Source organism: Enterobacter soli ATCC BAA-2102 (genome assembly GCF_001654845.1).
GTDB classification, from domain to species: domain Bacteria; phylum Pseudomonadota; class Gammaproteobacteria; order Enterobacterales; family Enterobacteriaceae; genus Enterobacter; species Enterobacter soli.
The window spans coordinates 1-21905 of sequence record NZ_LXES01000007.1 but is presented as its reverse complement, the minus strand read 5'-3'; the positions used below and the strand labels follow the sequence as shown (position 1 = coordinate 21905).

The following is a 21905-nucleotide window of genomic DNA, read 5'->3' as shown; positions in this document are numbered from 1 at the left end:
AAAAACAATGAAAAGGAGATTCGCCACAGTACTGGCCGGCCTCTTTCTGCTGTCCGGCTGCCACGCAGGAGAGCCTGCAACCCCCGAAGAAACCGGCGGGATGCCTTACGGGAAATGGGACTTTGCTTTCTTCACCCCGAAAGCGCTGTATGCCGAAGTCACGCAGGCGCTGATTATTGATGAGAAGGGTGTGGTGTATACCTTCCGGACGCTGGATTCTGTGCAGGACAGTGCCATTACAGTGGGAGCATGGAATAACGAGGTTCGTCGACACGCGCAGTTTAACCAGGCGCGCCATCCCCCCGTGATGATGCTGTTCTGCTGGGATTCGGTCATCGACAAAAAGACCTATGAGACCCGGATAGTTTTTCCGGCGTCGCTGAAGTCCAGAATGCTGACGCCTACCGGCCAGGACTCATACGGCACCACGTGGTATGACACGTTGCTGATTGGTCTGGCCCCGGAAGGCAGGGTGCGTATCTGGCTGCAGAACAGCGGGATTGGCGATAACCTGCCGGTAGAGCCGCAGCGGCTCACCACGCTGTCCGGCGACAGGCTGGATGCCTGCAAGGGAATTACACATTTCTCACATGGCTACAGATATACGGAAGATACGGTGGAGTTCATCAAAGGCAAAACCTACCCGTACGGAGAATGGTGAGATTCCTTACGAGATTTCGCTTCTTTCACCCAAAATACTGTGTGTAGAAGTCACCAGGGCTCTATTCAAAAACCCCGACCATAAAGGTCGGGGACAGTTATCGTCATGCTGCTCCGCTGAAGCCAACGGCATTGCTGCGATGCAGGGCTTTTTTTACATCAAAACTCCATCTTCACCGTGAACTGCACTTCACGCGGGTCGCCGATCTGGTTGCCCAGGTTATTGGTCGCGATAGAGGAAGTGTAATAGGTCTTATCAAACAGGTTCTTCACGTTCACCTGCAACGTCACCGGGTATTGCAGCTTCATTTTATATGCCGCAAACGCATCTGCAACGACGTAGCCCGGCAGATAGTAATCCGCACCGTTGGTGGCTGAACGACGGCTTACACCGTGCCCGCCGCCGCCGAGCGTCAGGGTATTCCCGCCAATCACGTTATGAATGTCGTAAGTCAGGAACAGCGAGCCGGTGTGACGCGGCACGTTTGGCAGCGGCTTGCCCGCGTAATCAGGATCTTCCAGCACTTTCGCATCGGTATAACCGTAGCTGGCGATGATGTTGGTGTTCTCGGTAAGCGAACCGGCGAGATCCACTTCCACACCCTGCGAGCGTACGCGGCCCGCGGTTTTGGCAATGGTTTCATCCCCCACGCTTTCGGTATACAGCACGTTGCGCTTATGAATATCAAACAGCGCGATATTGGCGGTGATACCGTTGAACAGGTCAAACTTCGCACCCACTTCGTAGGCATTTGACGTTTCTGGCGGCAGGTCGCCGATATAGCTCGCAATAGAGGATTGCGGCATAAACGTCTGGGAATAGTTGGCAAACAGCGACACGTTCGGCGTCAGCTTGTAAACCAGACCCAGCTTCGGCGTCCACTGATCGTCGCTACTGTCGGTGTTAACGTTAAACGGACGGCCTTTACCCGCATACTGGGTGTAGTACTGGTAGCGCAGCCCGGCGACGGCGATCCATTTATCGGTCAGATACAACGCGTCCTGCGCATAGGCGGAGTAACTCTCCTGCTTGATCGTCTGGTCGCTATCGGATGCCGAAACGGTCGTACATTTGCCGAGATTGCCGTAGGTCGGGTTATAGATATTGAAATCTTTCACGTTCTTACAGCGGATCATATCCGTGCGCAGCAGATCGTAATTCTCATAGGAGATGCCGGTCAGGATCTCGTTGTAGAAACCTGCGATATCCACGTTCCCCTGTAAATCGGCACGGGTGGTGTGCATTCGCTGGGTGGAGCCTTGCGTTGCATCCACACGGCGCGTCAGGTTGCCGGTGGCGGAGTCATACGCCATCACACGCGCCTGGTTATCGCTGTATTTATCCTGGCTGTAGCTATAGTCGAACTTCGCGGTCCACTGGCTGTTCAGGCGGTATTCCGCGTTGAGCTGCGCCAGGTCTGATTGCCCGTCGGTAATATTGAACGGTTCATCAAAGCGGGTTTTTCGGTCAACCTTTACGGCCTGTTTGGTATTGAGGTCGAAGATTGTTCCACGGTCGAATGGTGTCTTATAGTCGCGATGGGAATAGAGCACCGTGACGGTGGCATCATCGCCAAACCAGGTCAGGGAGGGCGCGATAAAGGTGCTGCGTTCCGTCCCAAAGTTACGCCAGTAATCTTCGTCCTGATATTCACCCGTGAGGCGATAGGCCAGACGCGTCCCTTCAATCGGGCCGGTAACATCAAATTGCCCGGTGCCACCGCCAAAGCTGGAAGAGGTGGCAGAAATTGAGCCGCCGAACGTCGTTTCCGGGCGTTTGGTGACCACGTTAATCAGGCCGCCTGGATCGAGGATGCCGTACAGGGTCGAGGCCGGGCCTTTCAGCACTTCCACGCGCTCGGTTGATGCGTTAAAGCTGCGCGGCAGTACGGTACGCAGGCCGTTGGTCATGATCGAGCCGTCGCGGTTGGCGCCAAAGCCCCGGCGTACAAACGCGTCCTGGGTGCCGCCCAGAGTGTTGGTCTGCACAACGTTGCTGACGTTATACAGCGCTTCGTCGAGCGTGGTGGCGTGCTGATCTTCCAGCACCTTATCGCTGACGGTATTCACCACCTGCGGAATGTCCAGCATTGGCATGTTGGTCAGCGTAGCGGTGGAGGTGTTCAGCGGCTGATAGCCGTTTGTGGCATCGGTGGTGGCATTTGGATCGGCGGTCACGGTCAGCGTTTCGCCATCTTTAGCCGTTGTGGTATCAGCGGCCTGCACCAGCGGTGTGATGAATAACAGTGAAAAGAGCGCGCGCCCTTTTACCCCAGAGAGTGAAGGTGTGAACTTAGCCATTACATCTGTTTTCCCGAAATATCCCGCGCATGAATGTTCGCGGAAGAATGTGTGATTCATTGCCCTTAACGGTCTGTCCGTTTGCCTGTTCAGGCCTCGAACATGTAATTGAGAATCATTCAATCACGCAGGAATGTAGTAGTAAATGGAAAATAGGAAAAATCGACTACAAAAGAAAAAGACCCGTACGCATTCGATTTTTTCTTGTTTAACAATTTGAAAATAAAAGAATTAATAAATGGTCTGTTAGCGTAGTAGTCCGTTATTACCCCTGGCTTTTTCGGGGTTTTTATTCACTTGACTACTACATGGTGCAGCGGCAAACTCCCAAAAGAGAATGAGTTTTATTTTTATTTGTTTGTCATTTTATTAAGTTGGCGTTCACGTGGCTCATAACACGAAAAAGCAGGGGTTGGTGCTTGAAAACCTCTCTGCTGGCTATCAGAAAAAAATCATCGTTGATGATATTTCCCTGGCGATCCCTCAGCAGAAAATGACCGTCCTGGTTGGGGCGAACGGCTGCGGTAAATCCACCCTGCTCAGTACCATTGCGCGCCTGCTTCAGCCGCTTGGCGGTAGCGCGTTTCTGGACGGGAAAGCCATCCATGAACAGCCCACCAAAGCGGTCGCACGCAGCCTGGGCATTCTTCCGCAATCGCCATTACTGCCGGAAGGGTTAACTGTATTCGAGCTGGTGTCGCGCGGGCGTTTTCCCTGGCAAAACTTTATGCGCCAGTGGAGCGATGAAGACGAGCTCGCGGTTGAAGAAGCCCTGCGTCTGACCGGCACCACGGAATTTGCTCACCTGCCAGTCGAAAGCCTTTCCGGCGGCCAGCGTCAGCGCTGCTGGATAGCCATGGCACTGGCGCAGCAAACGCCGTATATCCTGCTGGATGAGCCAACGACGTATCTCGACCTTCGCTATCAGGTCGAGATCCTCGAACTGCTTCACACGCTGACCCGCCATCACGGGCGTACCGTCGTGGTGGTGCTCCATGATCTCAATTTCGCCGTTAACTATGGCGATTCGCTGGTCTTCCTGCGGCAGGGAAAAGTGCAGGGCGTGCTTCACGAGGGTGATGTCTGTACGCCTGAACTGATCAAAGCGGTTTTTGATGTCGACGTGCATATGTCGGTGAACCCACTGACCGGAAAACCGTTCTTTATGCCTTTTCGTCAGGGAACCACAAAGCCATGATGCGCACATCCCTGGCATTCATTCTTTTTGCGCTATTGCTGGTGGCAGGTGGCATTGCCCATCTGGGGATCGGCGCGCGCTTTATCGCCCCGCAAACGGTGGTGCAGGCTTTCTTTCATTTCGACCCGCGCAATTTCGAGCATAACGTCATCGTTAAGCTGCGGTTGTTGCGCCTGTTCGCCGCGCTGACCACTGGTGCGGCGCTTGGCGTGGCAGGCGTGTTGCTGCAATCCGTTATCCGCAACCCCCTGGGGGAACCGCATATTCTGGGGCTGAATGCCGGGGCGGCGCTGGCGGTGGTGTTAACCAGTGCCCTGGGGCTTAGCCTGCCGTTTGGCCGCCCGGTGATTGCTGCGGCCGGTGCGGGGGCGCTGTTTCTGCTGGTGCTGATGTTCTCATCCGCAGGGCGCAGTGGGTTAACCCCGATGAAAGTGACCCTGTGTGGCGTGGCGTTGTCGGCATTCGCATCGTCTATTACCGCCGCTGTGCTGATCCTGGATGAACAGACGTTGCTCGCCATGCGAACCTGGCTGGCAGGGGATTTGGCCGGATTAAACGGCGAGATAGTTCGCACCGCCTCCTGGGTGGCTGGCGCAGGTTTTGCGCTGGCGCTGTGGTTGTCGCCATCGCTGAATATGCTGGCACTGGGCGACCGTATGGCGCAGGGCTTAGGCGTTTCTCTGCTAAAAACCCGCCTGTTTGCACTACTGGCAATTGCGCTGTTGTGCGGTGCTGCCGTTTCCATTGCCGGGCCCATTGGGTTTATCGGCCTGGTGGTGCCACAGCTTATTCGCCGTCTGGTGTCGGTAGATATACGCGTGATGGTACCGCTTTCTGCCCTGTGCGGTGCGCTGGTGTTACTGATTGCCGATCTCGCCGCCCGCACGTTATTCACGCCTTATGAGCTGGCCACCGGCGTGATGACGGCGCTGGTTGGCGCGCCGGTCTTTATCCTTATGGCCTCGAGGATGTTCAAATGAGGCGGGCGGTTTTGCGAGCCGGACTGCGGCCGTTACGCATCGGCGCATATTCTGCGCTCGTGCGTCCACGCACGCTGGCGTGCCTGGCGCTGTTCCTGCTGATGACGGCGCTGCTGCTCAGTTTTGGCCTGACGCACGGTTCACTGCCTATACCCACTTCCGCTATCGGTCAGGCGCTGTTTTACCCTGAAAGCCTGTCTGCGGATGCGCGTTACATCGTGATGGATATTCGTCTGCCGCGCCTGCTGATGGCCGTACTGTGTGGCGCCATGCTGGGGATGGCCGGGGCGGCAATGCAGTCCATTACCCGGAATGGTCTGGCCGACCCGGGGCTGATTGGTGTGAAAGAGGGCTGTAGTGCGACGGTGCTGCTGCTGATTTTTCAGTTCCCGGCGCTGAGCCTGTTCTGGCGTCCGGCAGTGGGTATGGTCGGTGGACTGCTGACGGCATTACTGGTGGTGGCTTTGGCTCGCGATATTTCGCGCCCACGTTTTATTCTGACCGGGATTGGCGTTTCCTGGGCTTTTGCGGCGGCAATGGGCGTCTTTATGACCACGGCTGATGTGCGTGATGTCCAGACCGCGATGCTGTGGCTGGCGGGGAGCCTGCACACGGCAAACTGGGCGCTGGTGGGCGTGGCGGCAGGGTGGGCTGTGCCTGCATGTGCCTTACTGCTTTTCACCGCTCGTGCGGCCGACGTGGCCCTGCTCGGCAATCAGGTCGCTACGGGGCTGGGGGTTCGTGCGTCACGGCTGGCGTTGCTGCGCCTTCTCGCCCCGGTGGTGCTGACCGCAGCCTGCGTTTCCTGCGTGGGCAGTATCGGGTTTGTCGGATTGATTGCTCCGCATATGGCACGTGCCTTCTTACGCGGCGGGCAAACCGCATTGCTTTTGGGGAGCGCGGTGCTGGGCGCACTGCTGGTGCTGATGGCCGATAATGTCGGCCGTCTGGCGTTTTTACCGCTGCAACTCCCCGCAGGCATTGTGATTTCTTTGATTGGCGGGCCGTTTTTCCTGTTGCTGCTGTGGCAGCGGCGGGACAGATTTTAATGGGGATACTGATGCGTTTTCTTTTTTCGATATTGTTGCTGGTCGGGTTTTCGGTGAGTGCGGCAGAGCCGACTCAGGTGTTCACGGACGATCTGGGGCGCAAGGTTACTGTGCCCGTTCATCCGCAGCGGATTGTTTCGCTGCACGATCTGGATATCACCATCCCCTTAATTGAGCTTGGTGTGCCTCCGGTTGCCAGCCACGGCCGCACGCGACCGGACGGCAGCCATTTTATTCGCTCCAGTGGGATGTTAACGGGCGTTGATTTTGATAACTCCTCCATCAGGTTTATCGGCACCGCGGATATTGATATCGAAGCCATTGCGGCCGCAAAACCGGATCTGATCATCACCGAACCGACCCGCAACACGCCAGTGGAGCAACTGGAGAAAATTGCTCCCACGGTGAGCATCGATCACCTGGATGGCGGTGCGCCGGAAATCTACCGCAAGCTGGCGCAACTGACGGGAACGCAGGCGCGGCTGAAGATCCTTGAGCGTCGCTATCAGGAGCAAATCAACGCGCTGAAAGCGACCATCGATACTCGCAAGGTCACCGTGTCGGTAATTCAGGCTAATCAGGGCAAAATCACCGCCATGCACAGCTATCACTCCCTGGGACGCGTGCTACGTGATGCCGGATTCACCTTCCCGCCGCTTATCGAGAATATCCCGGATGGCGGGCGTATTGACGTCAGTGCCGAGCGTCTGCCAGAGCTGGATGCCGATTTTGTGTTTGCCACCTGGCGTGGCGATACGGGTGGAAAACCGCAGGATGAGCTGGCGGCGATGGACGCAGTAATGCCCGGCTGGTGTCAGTTCCTGAATGCCTGTCGTACCGGGCATTACATCCTGATTTCCCGTGAAGAGGCGATTTCAAACTCATTTGCTTCACTGGGGCTGATGGCCGCGCAGGTGCAGTCTCAGATAGCGGGGCGGCCGCTGCCGGAGGCCTCCAGGTGATCAGAAAAGATAAAGCGCGGGTCGATGTTTATGGTGAACGCTTTCGATCGCGCGGGCATCAGTTGACGCCGCGCCTGCTGCTGGTGGCGCGGTATATCAATGAGAACCGTGAAGCGGTAATGGAACAGACGGCAATGGAAATCGCCACGCTGCTAAAAACCTCCGATGCGACCGTGGTTCGTGCTATTCAGGCGTTGGGCTTTGCCGGGCTGCGTGATTTGAAACAGACGCTGGAGCAGTGGTTCGGCCCGGTGGTGAGCTCCAGCGAAAAGATGTCCACCACGGTGAATACCCTCACCAGCGATGTTAACGCGAGCATCGATTTTGTACTGGAAGGGCATCAGCACACCTGCGATGTGTTGTCTGAACCGGGTAACCGTTATGCGATGGCGCAGGCAGTATCGCTGCTGGCGCAGGCGCGGCAGGTCGCTATTTTTGGCATTGGTGCATCGGGCATTCTGGCCGAGTATACAGCCCGGCTGTTCAGTCGTATTGGTTTACCTGCCACGCCGCTTAACCGCACCGGCATTGGCCTGGCCGAACAGCTGATTGCGCTCCAGCGCGGTGACGTGCTGGTGATGATGGCGCAGAAATCTGCCCATCGGGAAGGACAAACCACGCTTCGTGAAGCTAAACGCCTGGGCATCCCTACCATCTTGCTGACAAACGCGCTGGAGTCGCGCTTCAGCAAAGAGGCAAGTGTGGTCATCCATGTGCCACGTGGCGGCGAGAAAGGCAAAATTCCGCTGCATGGCACCGTACTGCTGTGTCTGGAGATGATTATCTTGTCTGTGGCATCCACCGAGCCGCAACGCACCATTAAGTCGATGAAGCGCATCAACGAGTTTCATCGCGGATTAAAGCCGGGGAAGAAGAGCAGTTGATAGGCGCTGCGCCCTACGGTTTTGTCGTTTTGTAGGCCGGGTAAGGTGAAGCCGCTACCCGGCAATAACCCCGCTCAGCGATCAGCATGGTTCTTCCGGTACTGCAACGGTGTCTCGCCAATCCCTTTTCTGAATGCGCTGATAAACCAGGTCACGTCGGAAAACCCCACCTGTTCGGCTATTTCACGCACGCTGGCATCCGTGTGCAGCAGGCATTCGCACGCCTTCCGCAGCCTGATGGTGTTCAGATAGTCGTGGATCTTCTCGCCCGTTTCGGCATGGAATTTTCGTGACACATAGCTGCGTGATTTCCCCAGCTCTTCAGCCAGCGCATCCAGCCTGAATTTATCCCGATAATGTTCATCGAGCCAGAACATCACCTGGCTTGCGATCCCGTGGCTGCTGCCGGGCGCGCCGTCATCGTCACCGGGTAACATGGCAAACAGGCTAATCAGCAGGCTGGCGATATTTTCGCTGTTAAGGGGCTGGACGCTGGCGCGCTTTGCATAGCATCCCAGCAAGTGATCAATATGCGTGTGACTGGCAGAAACATCCGCCACCCAGGCTTCGCCGCCACGGCGTGAGAGCTTTTGTAATCGTTGCAGGGTCTGCGGGAAATCACGCAGCACCTTCAGCACCGCATGGGGATCGAGATGAATGATGGTGCGCCGATAAATGGCCTCTGCCTGCTCATCCACCATCACTTTATGCAGAGTAAAGGGTGGGAAGAAAAACAGTCGCCCGGGCCGCATGGTGTAGTGGCGGTTATCAACAATGGCCACGCCGAATCCTTCCTCCACATACAGAATTTCCAGACACTGATGCCAGTGGTGATAACGCACGGTATTGGCAAAGAGCCGACTAAACGACGCAATGGCATCATTTAAGGTGATTAACTCCAGATGATCGGATTTTAGTGTGTCGCGCATAGTGCAATAAAACTCAACTTTTCCCCGTCTGATTGTCTTTATAAACCACCTTTTTAAATTTTCTCAACTGCGGGTTTATTCATCGCGCTCTCCTGTGACATGGCTAACATTTCTGCCCCCTGAGGATTCACTATGCTTTGCCGCAGTTGATGACGAGGACAAGCCTATGTCTGCGGTAAATAAAGAAAAATCAAATCCATTGTCTTCCCGCCAGGATGTCGTGGCGGCGTTAAATACCCTGCTGGGTGCGCTGGATACGCAGTTTCCGGCAGGCCATTCGCGCTTTTCTCTGGGGGATACCTGTGCGCATTACGCCACGGATATTGCGCAGATGGAGGGGCTTTCCCGTGCGTTGTGGGGGCTATTTCCGCTGATGGCATCCGGTGAAACCACCGCGTTTGGCGACAAATACATTGCGGCTATCAGGGCTGGCACCGATCCGCACAGCGAGGGTTACTGGGGGGAAACTGCGCCTTACGATCAACGTCTGGTCGAGATGGCGGCGTACGGGTTGGGGCTGTCGCTGTTGCAGGACACGCTCACATCGCAGTTCACCGAGCGCGAGCTGATGAACCTGCACACCTGGCTGAACCAGATAACAGACGCGCAGATGCCGGACAGCAACTGGAACTACTTTGCCATTATGGTTCAGCTTGGGTTTAAACGCGCCGGGCTGCCGTACAACCAGCGCGCCATCGACGACCGCTTTGCGATGATGGAAGCCTACTACCTGGGCGATGGCTGGTATTCCGACGGCCCGGGCCGCCCGAAAGATTATTACATTTCGATGGCGTTCCACTTCTACGGTCTGATTTACGCCACCCTGAGTGGTGATGAACCGAGAGCGACCATTCTGCGCGAACGCTCGCGTCTGTTTGCCGCAGACTTTATCTATATGTCTGCCGCTGATGGCGCATCGGTACCGTTTGGCCGCAGCCTGACCTACCGCTTTGCGATGGTTGCCTTCTGGAGCGCGGTAGCTTTTTCCGGGCTGGAGGTGTTCACGCCCGGTATCGTCAAAGGAATTATTCTGCGCCATCTGCGCTGGTGGCAACAGCAGCCCATTACCGATCGTGACGGCGTTCTGACGCTCGGTTTTGCCTACCCCAACCTGGCGATGTGCGAAGATTACAACTCCCCCGGCTCACCCTACTGGGCACTGAAAACGTACCTGATTCTGGCCCTGCCAGAGACCCACCCGTTCTGGCAGGCCGAAGAGCAGTCGTTGCCCGCGCTTGCTGAAAAACAGGTGATCCCCCATGCCCAACAGATCCTGATGCATGCGGAGGCGTCGCAGCATGTCACGTTGCTCACCGCCGGGCAGCTTGAGCTGAATAACTACGTCAATACCGAAGCCAAATACACCAAATTTGCCTACTCCAGCCGTTTTGGTTTCACCATTGAACGCGGGCGTTATGGCCTGAAACACGCCGCCTGTGACTCCATGCTGCTACTGGCTGATGGGGATAACCACTTCCGCGGTCGTCGCGAGTGTGACGTGGTGCGGGTGGATGAAAATTACCTCTATTCACGCTGGTCGCCGTGGCAGGACGTCCATATCGAAACCTGGCAGGTCCCGTTCGGGGAATGGCATTTGCGCCTGCACCGTATTAACAGTGCCCGCGTCCTGCAAACAGTGGAAGGGGGTTTTGCCGTGATGAAAGCCGAACACCATCTTCGCGAGCACGGCTGTTACCTGGACGCGCAAAACGGCAGCAGCGCCATTGTGTGCCTGTCGCCAGAGCTGATGCGCCAGCCGGACAGCATCGTGACGCCGCCGAACAGCAGCATTATGTTCCCGGAGTGTGCGTCTGTTCCGCTGTTGAAAACCGATATCCCACAAGGGGAGAGCTGGCTGTGCTGTGCCGTTATCGCCAGTGAAAAACAACAACACTACGCGGCAGTGCCGCAACTGAATATCACTCATCACCAGGTCGTGATCCGCGAACCTGGAGGCGAACGTCAGCTGTCGTTCACATTATAAAAACTCTGGCCCTACATGTCGGCGAGGATGATATGAAAAATACATCTACGAATAACAGAACCGAATATTACAAAATAAGCAGTTTTATTTTTCTTTACTTCTTTACCTGGTCGGCCAGCATTGGCCTGCTGGCTATCTGGCTCGGACAAAAAGCCAATCTCAGCGGTACGGTTATCGGTACTGTATTTGCGGTTAACGGTGTGTTCTCCGTTATTCTGAAGCCCATCTACGGTTATATTCTCGATAAGATCGGCATGAGCAAATACCTGCTCTATTTTGTGGTGGCGATGTCTGCCCTGATGGCGCCGTTCTTTATTTATGTTTACCAGCCGCTGTTAATGTCCAACACCCTGCTGGGGATTATCCTCGGTGCGCTCTATTTAAGCTTTGCCTGGTATGCGGGTGTGGCGGCGTGCGAATCTTATTCTGATCGTTTCAGCCGCTTAAACGGTATGGAGTTTGGGCAAATTCGTATGTGGGGGTCGCTTGGCTGGGCAGTCGCATCTTCCTTCTCTGGCCTGCTGTTTAACCTCTCTCCGGCCTATAACTTTATCATGGGCAGCGTGGCCTCGGTCATTATGCTGGTGGTGTTGCTTAGCCTGAAAGTGAACACTAACTCCGTTCATGCTGGCGAGGTGTTAACCAAAGAAAAAATCGCCCCGGCGGATGTCTACGCCTTGCTGCGTAACCGTAAATTCTGGGCCTTCTGCCTGTATGTGGCAGGCGTGGCGTGGATGATGTTTATTGCCGAGCAGCAATTCTCGCGCTATTTCGTCACCTTCTTTGATGATATTCATCAGGGTAACGCGGTGTTTGGCTATCTGGGGACGGTGCAGTCAGGGATGGAGTTCATCATGTATATGGTGATCCCGCTGTTTGTGAATTTCATCGGTGCCAAGCGCGGGTTATTAATTGTCGGGCTGATTGTTGGCGCGCGACTGATTATTTCCGGCCTGTGCGATTCCCATTTATTAATTTCCGTCCTGAAGCCGCTCTACGGTCTGGAAATCTGTCTGTTGCTGGTTTCAGTATTTAAATATATCGCCGAGCATTTCGATAAACGCGTTAATGCCACCATGTATTTACTGGGGTATCAGGCGATGTTGTATGTCGGCAACGTGGTGGTCTCTTCACCGGCAGGCTTACTGTATGACCGCATCGGTTTTGAACAGACCTATATCATTATGGGCGCTACGGCGCTGACCTTTACTCTTATTTCTGCTTTTACGTTATCTGCCTGCCAGAGCAAATGGCGCAGCGCACAAGCGCTGAATATTGCAGAACACAATCCATCTCGTTAATGAAGCCGTCAAAGAAGGAACCGAAATATGTTAAGTCGTATCACTGAAGAGCGCCTGCCCGCTATTCCTGCACCCGTTGATCTGCGTGCGTTTGGTGATGAACTGAGTTCGGCGCGCAGCCATATCCTCGACCTGATTGGCCGTCACTTAACGGCGTTCGGTGAACGCTTCCCGGCGGAAACCTGCCAGAAGGGGTTTTATCCGCTGACGGACAACGTGGAGTGGACGACCAGCTTCTGGACCGGGCAGCTTTGGCTGGCGTGGGAGATGAGCGGGGACGAGAAATTCCGCGCGATGGCGGAAAAGCATGTGCGTTCCTTTGGCCTGCGTATCGCCGGGCGTAACGACACCAACACCCACGATTTAGGTTTTTTGTATACGCTTTCCTGCGTGGCGGCCTGGCGACTGACCGGCAACCGTGAAGCGCGTGGTTTCTCTCTGCTGGCGGCAGAAGCACTGCTGGAGCGCTTCCACGAGAAGGCGAAAATTATCCAGGCGTGGGGCGATCTGGCCGATCCGGAACAGGCCGGGCGGATGATAATCGACTGCAACATGAACCTGCCGCTGCTCTACTGGGCAACTGAACAGACGGGCGATCCCCGTTTTGCCGATGCGGCGAAAGCCCACGTAATGCAGGCGGCAACCTATCTTATCCGCGAAGATGCCTCGACGTTCCACACTTACTATATGGATGTGGTCACCGGCGCGCCGCGTTATGGCAACACTCAGCAGGGCTACGCCGATGACTCTTGCTGGTCGCGCGGGCAGGCGTGGGGAATTTACGGTTTTCTGCTGAGCTACATCTATACCGGCGATGAGACGATGATCGCCCTGTCCAAACGGCTGGCGAACTACTTCCTTAACCGCCTGCCGGAAGATTACGTCTGCCACTGGGATCTGGCGCTGGTGGGAACCGATGCGCTGCGCGATTCGTCATCGGCGGCCATTGCGGTGTGCGGGTTGCTGGAGCTGGTGAAGCATCTGCCGGTAACCGATCCGGACAGAGAACATTATCTGGCGTGGGCGAAAGGCATCATGTCGTCGCTGACGAAGCACTACCTGATGGGCAAAGACGAGAAGGGCAACGGGCTGCTGAAGCACTCGGTCTATCATCTGGCGAGCAACAAAGGGGTGGATGAGTGCGCAAGCTGGGGGGATTACTTCTACGTTGAGGCGCTGGTGCGGTTTACCCAGAGCTGGAAGCTGTACTGGTAGCGGATAAAACAAAGCCCGGTGGCGCTAACGCTTACCGGGCTTACGGTTCAGGGTCAGTTGAACTTAAACCCCTTGCTCCAGAATACGGATATGGGTTTCCAGTACGTCACCTTTCACCGCATCGCTCCACGCTTTCATGTGCGCGGTTTGCAGGTGTGCTTCAAGGTGCGCTACGGTTTCCCACAGTTCAACCATAATGATTGAATCGGGCGCAGTCGCCTGGAAGCTGGCGTTTGTCGCGGCATCAACCATCGGCGCGTAGCCGTGGCAGCCTTCTTCTTTCAGTACGGTCGGGATAATCTTCGCGAACTGATCCAGCACCGCCTGGCGGTGATGTTGACCTGGACGAGTACGGATTTCAGCAATAACGGTAAGCATGGTTAACTCCTTCTAATTCCAGGCTACCAGTTAAGCAAAAATCTCGCCGAGATGCTTGCGATATTCTGCGATATAGCGCGGGACGTCCGGCATTTTAATCACGTCATTGACGATAAAGGTCGGCAGTGGCTCCATCCCCAGGAACTGGTTGGCTTTGTGGAATGGCAGATATGCACCGTCTACGCCTACGCCTTCAAAGAACTGGTCTTGTTCGGTGAAGGCTTCCATTGGCGCATTCCAGGTCAGCGAAAGCATGTATTTTTTGCCCTGAATCAGGCCGCCGGAACCGTATTTTTTGGACGCATCTGAACGGGTACGACCGTCGCTGGCGTACAGTGAACCGTGTCCTTCGGTGAACACATCGTCCATGTACTTTTTCACTGTCCACGGCGCGCCCATCCACCAGCCTGGCATCTGCCAGACGATCACATCTGCCCACAGGAAATTCTGTACTTCTGCTTTGATGTCATAGTCGCTATCCGCGCGCACAACTTTAACATCATGCCCGGCGTCGCGCAGGAAACCGTCCGCGACCTCGGTCAGGGTGTCATTCAGCTGGCCTTTAGAGTGCGCGAACTCTTTCGCGCCGTTGATAATCAGGATGTTGCTCATTATGTATCCTCGTTAATGCGATTTTGGCAACAATTCTACGCGCGAGGGCGAAACGATAAAATGAGCAAAATGTGCAAAGTCTTTTGCCTGAGAAGCAATAATGAGGTTACCAGCTGACTTTTACCTCACATCCACCTTCCGGTGCATTACCCAGAGTAACGTGCATCCCGTGCAGCGCAGCAATGCGCTTCACGATAGATAACCCCAGACCGCTGCCCGTTTCAGTCTGCCCTGGCGGGCGGTAAAAACGCTCGCCGAGCCGGGCCAGCGCATCGGGGGCAATCCCTGGCCCGTTATCACGGACGGTAAAACTCCGGGCGTCGAGCGTAACGTTCACCACGCTACCGCGCGGGCTGTAACGCACGGCGTTGTCCAGCAGATTACGCACCAGCAGGCTGAGCAGAAGCTGCTGCCCGGTGTGCGTGGTTTGCGGGGCATTAATGTGAAGCCGCACATCGATACCTGCCTGCTGCGCAGGGTGATAACAATCCATCACGGCGGATTGCAGCACATCGGCCATCGGCAGGGTTTCTACGTCATCCAGGTTATCCAGCGAATCCAGACGCGACAGCGTCAGAAGCTGATCCACCAGACGCGATGCCCGGTCGATTCCCGCGTGCAGTTGTGCCAGGGCATTGGCCTGCAACTGCGGGTCATCCTGGGAAAGCTGGGCCACATCGGTGTGGACTTTCAGCGCGGTGAGCGGGCTACGCAGCTCGTGAGCGGCATCCGACGTAAAACGGCGTTCACGGCTCATCATCTCCTGGGTACGCGTGAACAGATGATTGAGCGCATCCAGCAGCGGACGCACTTCCGTCGGCACGCCGCCAGTCGGCAGTTTGTCGGTGGCATCCGGTGAGCGCGAGCGCAGGGTTTGCGCCAGATTTTTCAGCGGCTTCAGTTCCCGGCTCAGCAACACAATAAGTAACAGCAGCATGACGGGGAGCGCCACCATCCACGGCATAAGTTGCGAGCTGACAATATCCAGCGCCATCTCCTGACGGTACTCCCGCTCCTGGCCGACCACCACCCGGTATTTACCGTCTGGCGCGGTGAGCCATAAAAAACGCCACTCGTCGTTGTCGTCTTTCAGTTGCCCGTTGTCGAACCCCTCGCGGCGATAGTGATACGGGATATCACGACCGTTTTCACCGTCATTCAGCAGCATTTTTCCGTCGGGGGAGTAGATAGCAAAAGCCAGAGCGTCATCGTCCAGGCGGCCATGTTTGGCCTTTTTCGGGATCTCGCGCATCCGTTGTGGCGCATGGATCTCGTCCAGATCCATGGTCAGTAGCCGTTTGGCAAACAGCATTTGTTGCGTATCGAACAGCTTATCGAGCTTGTGTGAGGTCTGCTGCCAGGCCACCACGCTGGCGGCAAACCATGCCGTCAGCGACAGCACTAAAAAGAGGAGCGTCAGGCGCAGTTTCAGGCTCAGGCGTTGAGTCAGTTTCATGCGTCACCCAGGGTGTAACCGATGCCGTGCACCGTGCGGATAAAATCAGTGCCGAGCTTGCGGCGCAGATGATGAACGTGAACTTCGATGGCATTGCTGGAGACATCATCGTCCCAGTTGTAGAGCTTCTCTTCGATAAGTTTGCGCGGCAGCACGCGCCCGGCGTTGCGCATCAGCAGTTCCAGCAGCGCGAACTCTTTGGGTTTGAGCACCAGGGTTTCACCGTTGCGTGTGGCAATCAGGCTTGTGGGGTCAAGCACCACGCTACCGTGGCGCAGTTCACTGCGCGCCTGGCCGTGGCTGCGGCGCACCAGGGCTTCAAGTCGCGCAGCCACTTCAATCAGGGCGAAGGGTTTGCAGAGATAGTCATCTGCGCCAAGACGCAGGCCTTCAACCCGCTGGTTGAGGGCATCCCGCGCCGTTAAAATCAGCACCGGATCGCTGCGGCCGTTTTCACGCCATTCACGCAGGATATCAAGACCGTCGATTTCCGGCAGCGTCAGGTCGAGCACCACGGCATCGTACGGGGCTGCGTACAGCGCGGCTTTGCCCGTTTTACCCTCGGTAAACCAGTCCACGCTAAAGCCCATTTTCGTCAGCCCGGCTTTAAGTCCATCGCCAATCAGCCTGTCGTCTTCTACCAGTAAAATGCGCATATTCCCTCCTTGATAACGCCAGTAAACCCTCTGGACAAGCCTGCTGTACAGCAATAATAAATAAATTTTTCCCTTAAGAAGTTGTTAAGGATTACCCTGTTTAATGGACTGCGAACCGACATTAAAGGGAGAGATAAAATGAAAAAATTCGCTGCTATTGCTGCCATCATGATGATGACCACAGCTCCGCTCTTTGCGGCAGAAGGGGGCTTTACTGGCCCAACGGCTACCACCGCGAAGACGCAAACTCAGCAGGGCGGTTTTATTGATAACGACGCCAACCTCACCACTGCGCTGAAAGTCAAAGAGATGAAAGACGATAGCTGGGTGAAACTGCGCGGCAATATCACGCAACGCCTGTCGGATGACCGCTATACCTTCCGCGATGAAACCGGCACCGTAAATGTGGAAATAGACCACAAACGCTGGAACGGCGTGACGGTCAGCCCGCAGGATAAAGTGGAGATCCAGGGTAAGGTCGATAAAGAGTGGAACGATTTTGAAATCGACGTGAAGCAGGTGACCAGACTGAATAAATAACCCAAAAAGGGCCACATACCTGGCCCTTTTTCTTTGTGACTCAACACGCCAGATAGGGTAGTATCTGCGGCAATATTGCCTGAAACCGGCAGGTTTCTGAGTTGAGGAATCACATTTAATGAGCGATATGGCAGAGCGCCTCGCGCTACATGAATTCACGGAAAACGCCTACCTGAACTACTCCATGTACGTCATCATGGACAGGGCGTTGCCGTTTATCGGTGATGGCCTGAAACCCGTTCAGCGCCGCATCGTCTATGCAATGTCTGAACTGGGCCTGAGTGCCAGCGCTAAGTTCAAAAAATCCGCCCGTACCGTGGGTGACGTACTCGGTAAATACCATCCGCACGGCGACAGCGCCTGTTACGAAGCGATGGTGCTGATGGCACAGCCGTTCTCTTACCGCTACCCGCTGGTAGACGGCCAGGGGAACTGGGGTGCACCGGACGATCCGAAGTCATTCGCTGCGATGCGTTATACCGAATCCCGCCTGTCTAAATACGCTGAAGTGCTGTTGGGTGAGCTGGGTCAGGGAACCGTTGACTGGGTGCCAAACTTTGACGGTACGATGCAGGAGCCGAAAATGCTGCCTGCGCGCCTGCCTAACATCCTGCTGAACGGCACCACCGGTATCGCCGTGGGTATGGCGACGGACATCCCGCCGCATAACCTGCGCGAAGTGGCAAAAGCCGCCATCACCCTGATTGAACAGCCGAAAACCACGCTGGATGAGGTGCTGGATATCGTGCAGGGGCCGGACTACCCGACCGAAGCCGAAATCATCACCTCACGTGCGGAAATCCGCAAAATCTATCAGAACGGCCGCGGCTCCGTGCGTATGCGTGCGGTGTGGACGAAAGAAGATGGCGCGGTGGTGATTACCGCGCTGCCTCACCAGGTCTCCGGGGCGAAAGTGCTGGAGCAGATTGCGGCTCAGATGCGCAATAAAAAGCTGCCGATGGTGGACGACCTGCGTGATGAATCCGACCACGAAAACCCGACCCGTCTGGTGATCGTACCGCGTTCTAACCGCGTGGACATGGAGCAGGTTATGCACCACCTGTTCGCTACCACCGATCTGGAAAAAAGTTATCGCATCAACCTGAACATGATTGGCCTGGACGGGCGTCCGGCGGTGAAAAACCTGCTGGAGATCCTCACCGAATGGCTGACATTCCGCCGCGATACGGTACGCCGCCGTCTGAATCATCGTCTGGAGAAAGTGCTCAAGCGCCTGCACATCCTCGAAGGTTTGCTGGTGGCGTTCCTCAACATCGACGAAGTGATTGAGATCATTCGTACTGAGGACGAGCCGAAACCTGCGCTGATGTCGCGCTTTGGGATCAGCGAAACCCAGGCCGAAGCCATCCTCGAACTGAAACTGCGTCATCTCGCCAAACTGGAAGAGATGAAAATTCGCGGCGAGCAGAACGAGCTGGAAAAAGAGCGCGATCAGTTGCAGGCGATCCTGGCGTCCGAACGCAAGATGAACAACCTGCTGAAGAAAGAGCTTCAGGCCGATGCCGAGGCTTTTGGCGATGATCGACGTTCTCCGCTGCACGAGCGTGAAGAAGCGAAGGCCATGAACGAGCACGACATGCAGCCGTCCGAGCCTGTCACCATTGTTCTCTCTCAGAGTGGCTGGGTGCGTAGCGCCAAAGGTCACGATATCGATGCGCCGGGGCTGAGCTACAAAGCAGGCGACAGCTTTAAAGCGGCCGTGAAAGGTAAGAGCAACCAGCCGGTCGCCTTTATCGACTCCACGGGCCGCAGCTACGCTATCGACCCGATTACGCTGCCGTCTGCGCGCGGGCAGGGCGAACCGTTAACCGGCAAGCTGACGCTGCCGCCGGGTGCCACGGTTGACCATATGCTGATGGAAGCCGACGAGCAGAAATTGCTGATGGCCTCTGACGCGGGCTACGGTTTTATCTGTACCTTTAACGACCTTGTGGCGCGCAACCGTGCCGGTAAAGCGCTCATCAGTTTGCCGGATAACGCCCACGTTATGCCGCCGCTGGTGATTGAAAACGAAAGCGACATGCTGCTGGCAATTACTACCGCGGGCCGAATGCTGATGTTCCCGGTCAGCGACCTGCCGGAGTTGTCGAAAGGGAAGGGCAATAAGATCATTAACATTCCGTCGGCGGAAGCGGCAAAAGGCGAAGATGGCCTGGCGCACCTGTTCATTCTGCCGCCGCAGAGCACGCTCACCATCCATGTGGGCAAACGTAAAATTAAGCTCCGTCCGGAAGAGTTGCAGAAAGTGGTGGGTGAGCGCGGTCGCCGCGGCTCACTGATGCGCGGACTCCAGCGTATCGATCGCGTGGAGATTGACTCTCCGACGCGAAGCCACGCGGGCGACAGCGAAGAGTAACCCGTACTCATCCCCCTCCGTTCCGGAGGGGGTATTTCATTAAAATTTCCCGTAAAAACGTTGTTAATTCGTGCGTTGCGATTAACAATACGCGCTCGTAATAAAGTCCTTACCTGGCCACAGGTGAAGTATAATTGTCAGCTGTTGGGGCTTCAGAGGTCGCTATGCTATTCATTGTTCGTTTAATTCTTACCGTTATTTACTGCATCCTGGTCTGTATCTTCGGCTCTATTTACTGCCTGTTCAGCCCGCGTAACCCGAAGCATGTTGCGACCTTTGGTCACATGTTCGGTCGCCTTGCGCCGCTGTTTGGCCTGAAAGTGGAAAAACGCCTGCCGGAAGGCGCAGAAAACTTCGGTAACGTCATATATATCGCTAACCATCAGAACAACTACGATATGGTGACGGCTGCTAACATCGTTCTGCCACCGACGGTGACAGTGGGTAAAAAGAGCCTGCTGTGGATCCCGTTTTTCGGCCAGCTGTACTGGCTGACCGGTAACCTGCTCATCGACCGCAACAACCGTGCGAAAGCGCACAGCACTATTGCGGAAGTGGTAAACCACTTTAAAAAACGCAAAATCTCTATCTGGATGTTCCCGGAAGGGACGCGTAGCCGTGGTCGCGGCCTGCTGCCGTTTAAAACGGGTGCGTTTCATGCTGCAATTGCGGCAGGCGTTCCAATTATTCCTGTGTGCGTTTCCAATACATCGAATAAGATTAATCTTAACCGCCTGAATAATGGGCTGGTGATTGTCGAAATGCTGCCGCCGGTCGATACCAGCAAATACGGTAAAGATCAGGTACGCGAGCTGGCGGCACACTGCCGTGAACTGATGGCTCAGCATATTGCGCAGCTCGACAAAGAAGTCGCAGAGAGAGAAGCCGCCGGTAAAATTTAATCCGGCGTGAAAGGGAAAACGAATTCCCGCGTTGTTAGTCGTTTCAGATGGAGCTTATATGTCACTCAGTCGGCGTCAGTTTATTCAGGCTTCGGGGATCGCCCTTTGTGCGGGTGCGATTCCGCTGACAGCCAACGCCGCCGGGCAGCAACCACCGCTGCCCATTCCCCCGTTACTGGAATCCCGTCGCGGGCAACCGCTATTCCTGACGCTACAGCGTAGCCACTGGTCTTTCACCCAGGGCACGCGCGCGCCGGTCTGGGGGATCAACGGGCGCTATCTTGGGCCAACCATTCGCGTGTGGAATGGTGATGACGTTAAGCTGATCTACAGCAACCGCACGACTGAAAAGGTGGCGATGACCATCAGCGGGTTGCAGGTGCCGGGGCCGCTGATTGGCGGCGCGGCGCGCATGATGTCGCCAAACGCTGACTGGGCACCGGTGCTGCCGATCCGTCAAAGCGCGGCAACGCTGTGGTATCACGCCAACACCCCTAACCGCACCGCGCAACAGGTCTACAACGGCCTGGCCGGGATGTGGCTGGTGGAAGATGACATCAGCAAATCGCTGCCGATCCCGAATCATTACGGTGTGGATGATTTCCCGGTCATTATCCAGGATAAACGCCTGGATAACTTCGGCACGCCTGAATACAGCGAGCCGGGCAGCGGTGGCTTTGTCGGCGATACCTTGCTGGTGAATGGCGCGCAAAGTCCGTTTGTTGAAGTGTCTCGCGGTTGGGTGCGCCTGCGTTTGCTGAATGCCTCGAACTCACGCCGCTATCAGCTGCAAATGAGCGATGGCCGGGCGTTGCATGTGATTTCGGGCGATCAGGGCTTTTTACCTGCGCCGGTTGCGGTCAAGCAGCTGGCGCTGTCGCCTGGCGAACGTCGTGAAATCCTCGTTGATATGACTAACGGGGATGAAGTGTCGCTCACCTGTGGTGAAGCGGCGAGCATTGTGGATCGTATCCGTGGGTTCTTTGAACCTTCCAGCATTCTGGTGTCGACCCTGGTGTTGACCCTGCGTCCTACCGGCCTGCTGCCGCTGGTGACCGATACCCTGCCAATGCGTTTACTGCCGCAGGAGATCATGAGTGGTTCGCCTGTTCGTAGCCGTGATATCAGCCTGGGTAGCGATCCGGGCATCAACGGCGCGCTGTGGGATGTTAACCGCATTGATATCACTGCCCAGCAAGGAACATGGGAACGATGGACCGTGCGTTCAGACATGCCACAGTCGTTCCATATTGAAGGGGTGAATTTCCTGATCCGCAACGTGAATGGCGCGATGCCGTTCCCGGAAGACAGGGGCTGGAAGGATACCGTCTGGGTGGATGGCCAGGTTGAACTGCTGGTCTATTACGGTCAGCCCTCTTGGCCGCACTTCCCGTTCCTGTTCCACAGCCAGACGCTGGAGATGATGGACAGGGGCTCTGTGGGGCAGATGCTGGTGAATCCGGCACCGTAAATTTTCCCCCTCACCCCGACCCTCTCCCCAGAGGGGCGAGGGTGAAAGAC

General features: G+C 55.9%; 19 protein-coding genes. 13 read left to right on the top strand and 6 right to left on the bottom strand.

Going from position 1 to position 21905, the window contains the following annotated elements; genetic code table 11:
- Positions 1-7 precede the first annotated feature (7 nt).
- A complete protein-coding gene (locus tag M987_RS02035; protein WP_014071779.1) occupies positions 8-661 on the top strand; it encodes a DUF2931 family protein in 654 nt (217 codons plus the stop codon).
- Between the two features lie 158 nt (positions 662-819).
- On the opposite strand, the gene M987_RS02030 is transcribed toward M987_RS02035, so the two are convergent.
- Positions 820-2961, bottom strand: a complete 2142-nt coding sequence (locus M987_RS02030; protein ID WP_014071778.1) for a TonB-dependent siderophore receptor — start codon at positions 2959-2961, stop codon at positions 820-822.
- 385 nt (positions 2962-3346) lie between these two features.
- On the opposite strand from M987_RS02030, the gene M987_RS02025 reads away from it, so the two are divergent.
- From M987_RS02025 to M987_RS02005, 5 genes are read left to right on the top strand one after another with little or no spacing between them, the layout of a single operon-like run.
- Positions 3347-4159 (top strand): ABC transporter ATP-binding protein, encoded by an 813-nt coding sequence (locus M987_RS02025; RefSeq protein WP_014071777.1) that lies wholly within the window; start codon positions 3347-3349, stop codon positions 4157-4159.
- Entirely contained in the window at positions 4156-5139 is a 984-nt protein-coding gene (locus M987_RS02020) for a FecCD family ABC transporter permease (RefSeq protein WP_014071776.1), read from the top strand. The genes M987_RS02025 and M987_RS02020 overlap by 4 nt, the downstream gene beginning before the upstream one ends.
- Entirely contained in the window at positions 5136-6188 is a 1053-nt protein-coding gene (locus tag M987_RS02015) for a FecCD family ABC transporter permease (RefSeq protein ID WP_014071775.1), read from the top strand. The genes M987_RS02020 and M987_RS02015 overlap by 4 nt, the downstream gene beginning before the upstream one ends.
- Positions 6189-6199: 11 nt before the next feature.
- Positions 6200-7150, top strand: coding sequence for an iron-siderophore ABC transporter substrate-binding protein (locus M987_RS02010; protein ID WP_041162128.1), 951 nt, complete (start codon positions 6200-6202; stop codon positions 7148-7150).
- Positions 7147-8034: a MurR/RpiR family transcriptional regulator gene (locus M987_RS02005; protein ID WP_014071773.1), complete on the top strand. Its 888-nt coding sequence runs from the start codon at positions 7147-7149 to the stop codon at positions 8032-8034. Before M987_RS02010 ends, M987_RS02005 begins: the two co-directional genes overlap by 4 nt.
- A gap of 74 nt (positions 8035-8108) precedes the next feature.
- On the opposite strand, the gene M987_RS02000 is transcribed toward M987_RS02005, so the two are convergent.
- Positions 8109-8963, bottom strand: coding sequence for a helix-turn-helix transcriptional regulator (locus M987_RS02000; protein WP_014071772.1), 855 nt, complete (start codon positions 8961-8963; stop codon positions 8109-8111).
- Positions 8964-9129: 166 nt separating this feature from the next.
- On the opposite strand from M987_RS02000, the gene M987_RS01995 reads away from it, so the two are divergent.
- From M987_RS01995 to M987_RS01985, 3 genes are read left to right on the top strand one after another with little or no spacing between them, the layout of a single operon-like run.
- Positions 9130-10947 carry a DUF2264 domain-containing protein gene (locus tag M987_RS01995; protein ID WP_014071771.1) on the top strand — a complete coding sequence of 606 codons (1818 nt, stop codon included), beginning with the start codon at positions 9130-9132 and terminating at the stop codon, positions 10945-10947.
- Between the two features lie 32 nt (positions 10948-10979).
- Entirely contained in the window at positions 10980-12248 is a 1269-nt protein-coding gene (locus tag M987_RS01990) for an oligosaccharide MFS transporter (protein WP_014071770.1), read from the top strand.
- Positions 12249-12275: 27 nt separating this feature from the next.
- The gene (locus tag M987_RS01985) at positions 12276-13463 is read left to right on the top strand and encodes a glycoside hydrolase family 88 protein (protein WP_064555827.1); all 1188 of its coding nucleotides are present in this window, start codon (positions 12276-12278) and stop codon (positions 13461-13463) included.
- A gap of 63 nt (positions 13464-13526) precedes the next feature.
- Here the strand turns inward: M987_RS01985 and M987_RS01980 are convergent, their stop codons facing one another.
- From M987_RS01980 to qseB, 4 genes are all read right to left on the bottom strand, one after another.
- Positions 13527-13841 (bottom strand): putative quinol monooxygenase, encoded by a 315-nt coding sequence (locus M987_RS01980; protein ID WP_014071769.1) that lies wholly within the window; start codon positions 13839-13841, stop codon positions 13527-13529.
- A 30-nt stretch (positions 13842-13871) separates the two neighbouring features.
- Entirely contained in the window at positions 13872-14453 is a 582-nt protein-coding gene (locus tag M987_RS01975; RefSeq protein ID WP_014071768.1) for an NAD(P)H-dependent oxidoreductase, read from the bottom strand.
- A 106-nt stretch (positions 14454-14559) separates the two neighbouring features.
- Positions 14560-15909, bottom strand: a complete 1350-nt coding sequence (qseC, locus tag M987_RS01970) for a quorum sensing histidine kinase QseC (RefSeq protein WP_014071767.1) — start codon at positions 15907-15909, stop codon at positions 14560-14562.
- Positions 15906-16565, bottom strand: coding sequence for a quorum sensing response regulator transcription factor QseB (qseB, locus tag M987_RS01965; protein WP_014071766.1), 660 nt, complete (start codon positions 16563-16565; stop codon positions 15906-15908). Before qseB ends, qseC begins: the two co-directional genes overlap by 4 nt.
- A 138-nt stretch (positions 16566-16703) precedes the next feature.
- Here qseB and M987_RS01960 point away from each other — a divergent pair, with 138 nt between their 5' ends.
- The 4 genes from M987_RS01960 (at position 16704) to ftsP (ending at position 21855) form a co-directional block, all read left to right on the top strand.
- Positions 16704-17105, top strand: coding sequence for a YgiW/YdeI family stress tolerance OB fold protein (locus tag M987_RS01960; RefSeq protein ID WP_014071765.1), 402 nt, complete (start codon positions 16704-16706; stop codon positions 17103-17105).
- A gap of 118 nt (positions 17106-17223) precedes the next feature.
- Complete coding sequence (gene parC, locus M987_RS01955) at positions 17224-19482, top strand: DNA topoisomerase IV subunit A (protein ID WP_014071764.1); 2259 nt, start codon at positions 17224-17226, stop codon at positions 19480-19482.
- 164 nt (positions 19483-19646) lie between these two features.
- A complete protein-coding gene (plsC, locus tag M987_RS01950; protein ID WP_014071763.1) occupies positions 19647-20384 on the top strand; it encodes a 1-acylglycerol-3-phosphate O-acyltransferase in 738 nt (245 codons plus the stop codon).
- Between the two features lie 58 nt (positions 20385-20442).
- Positions 20443-21855 carry a cell division protein FtsP gene (gene ftsP, locus M987_RS01945; RefSeq protein WP_014071762.1) on the top strand — a complete coding sequence of 471 codons (1413 nt, stop codon included), beginning with the start codon at positions 20443-20445 and terminating at the stop codon, positions 21853-21855.
- The last annotated feature ends 50 nt before the right edge of the window (positions 21856-21905 follow it).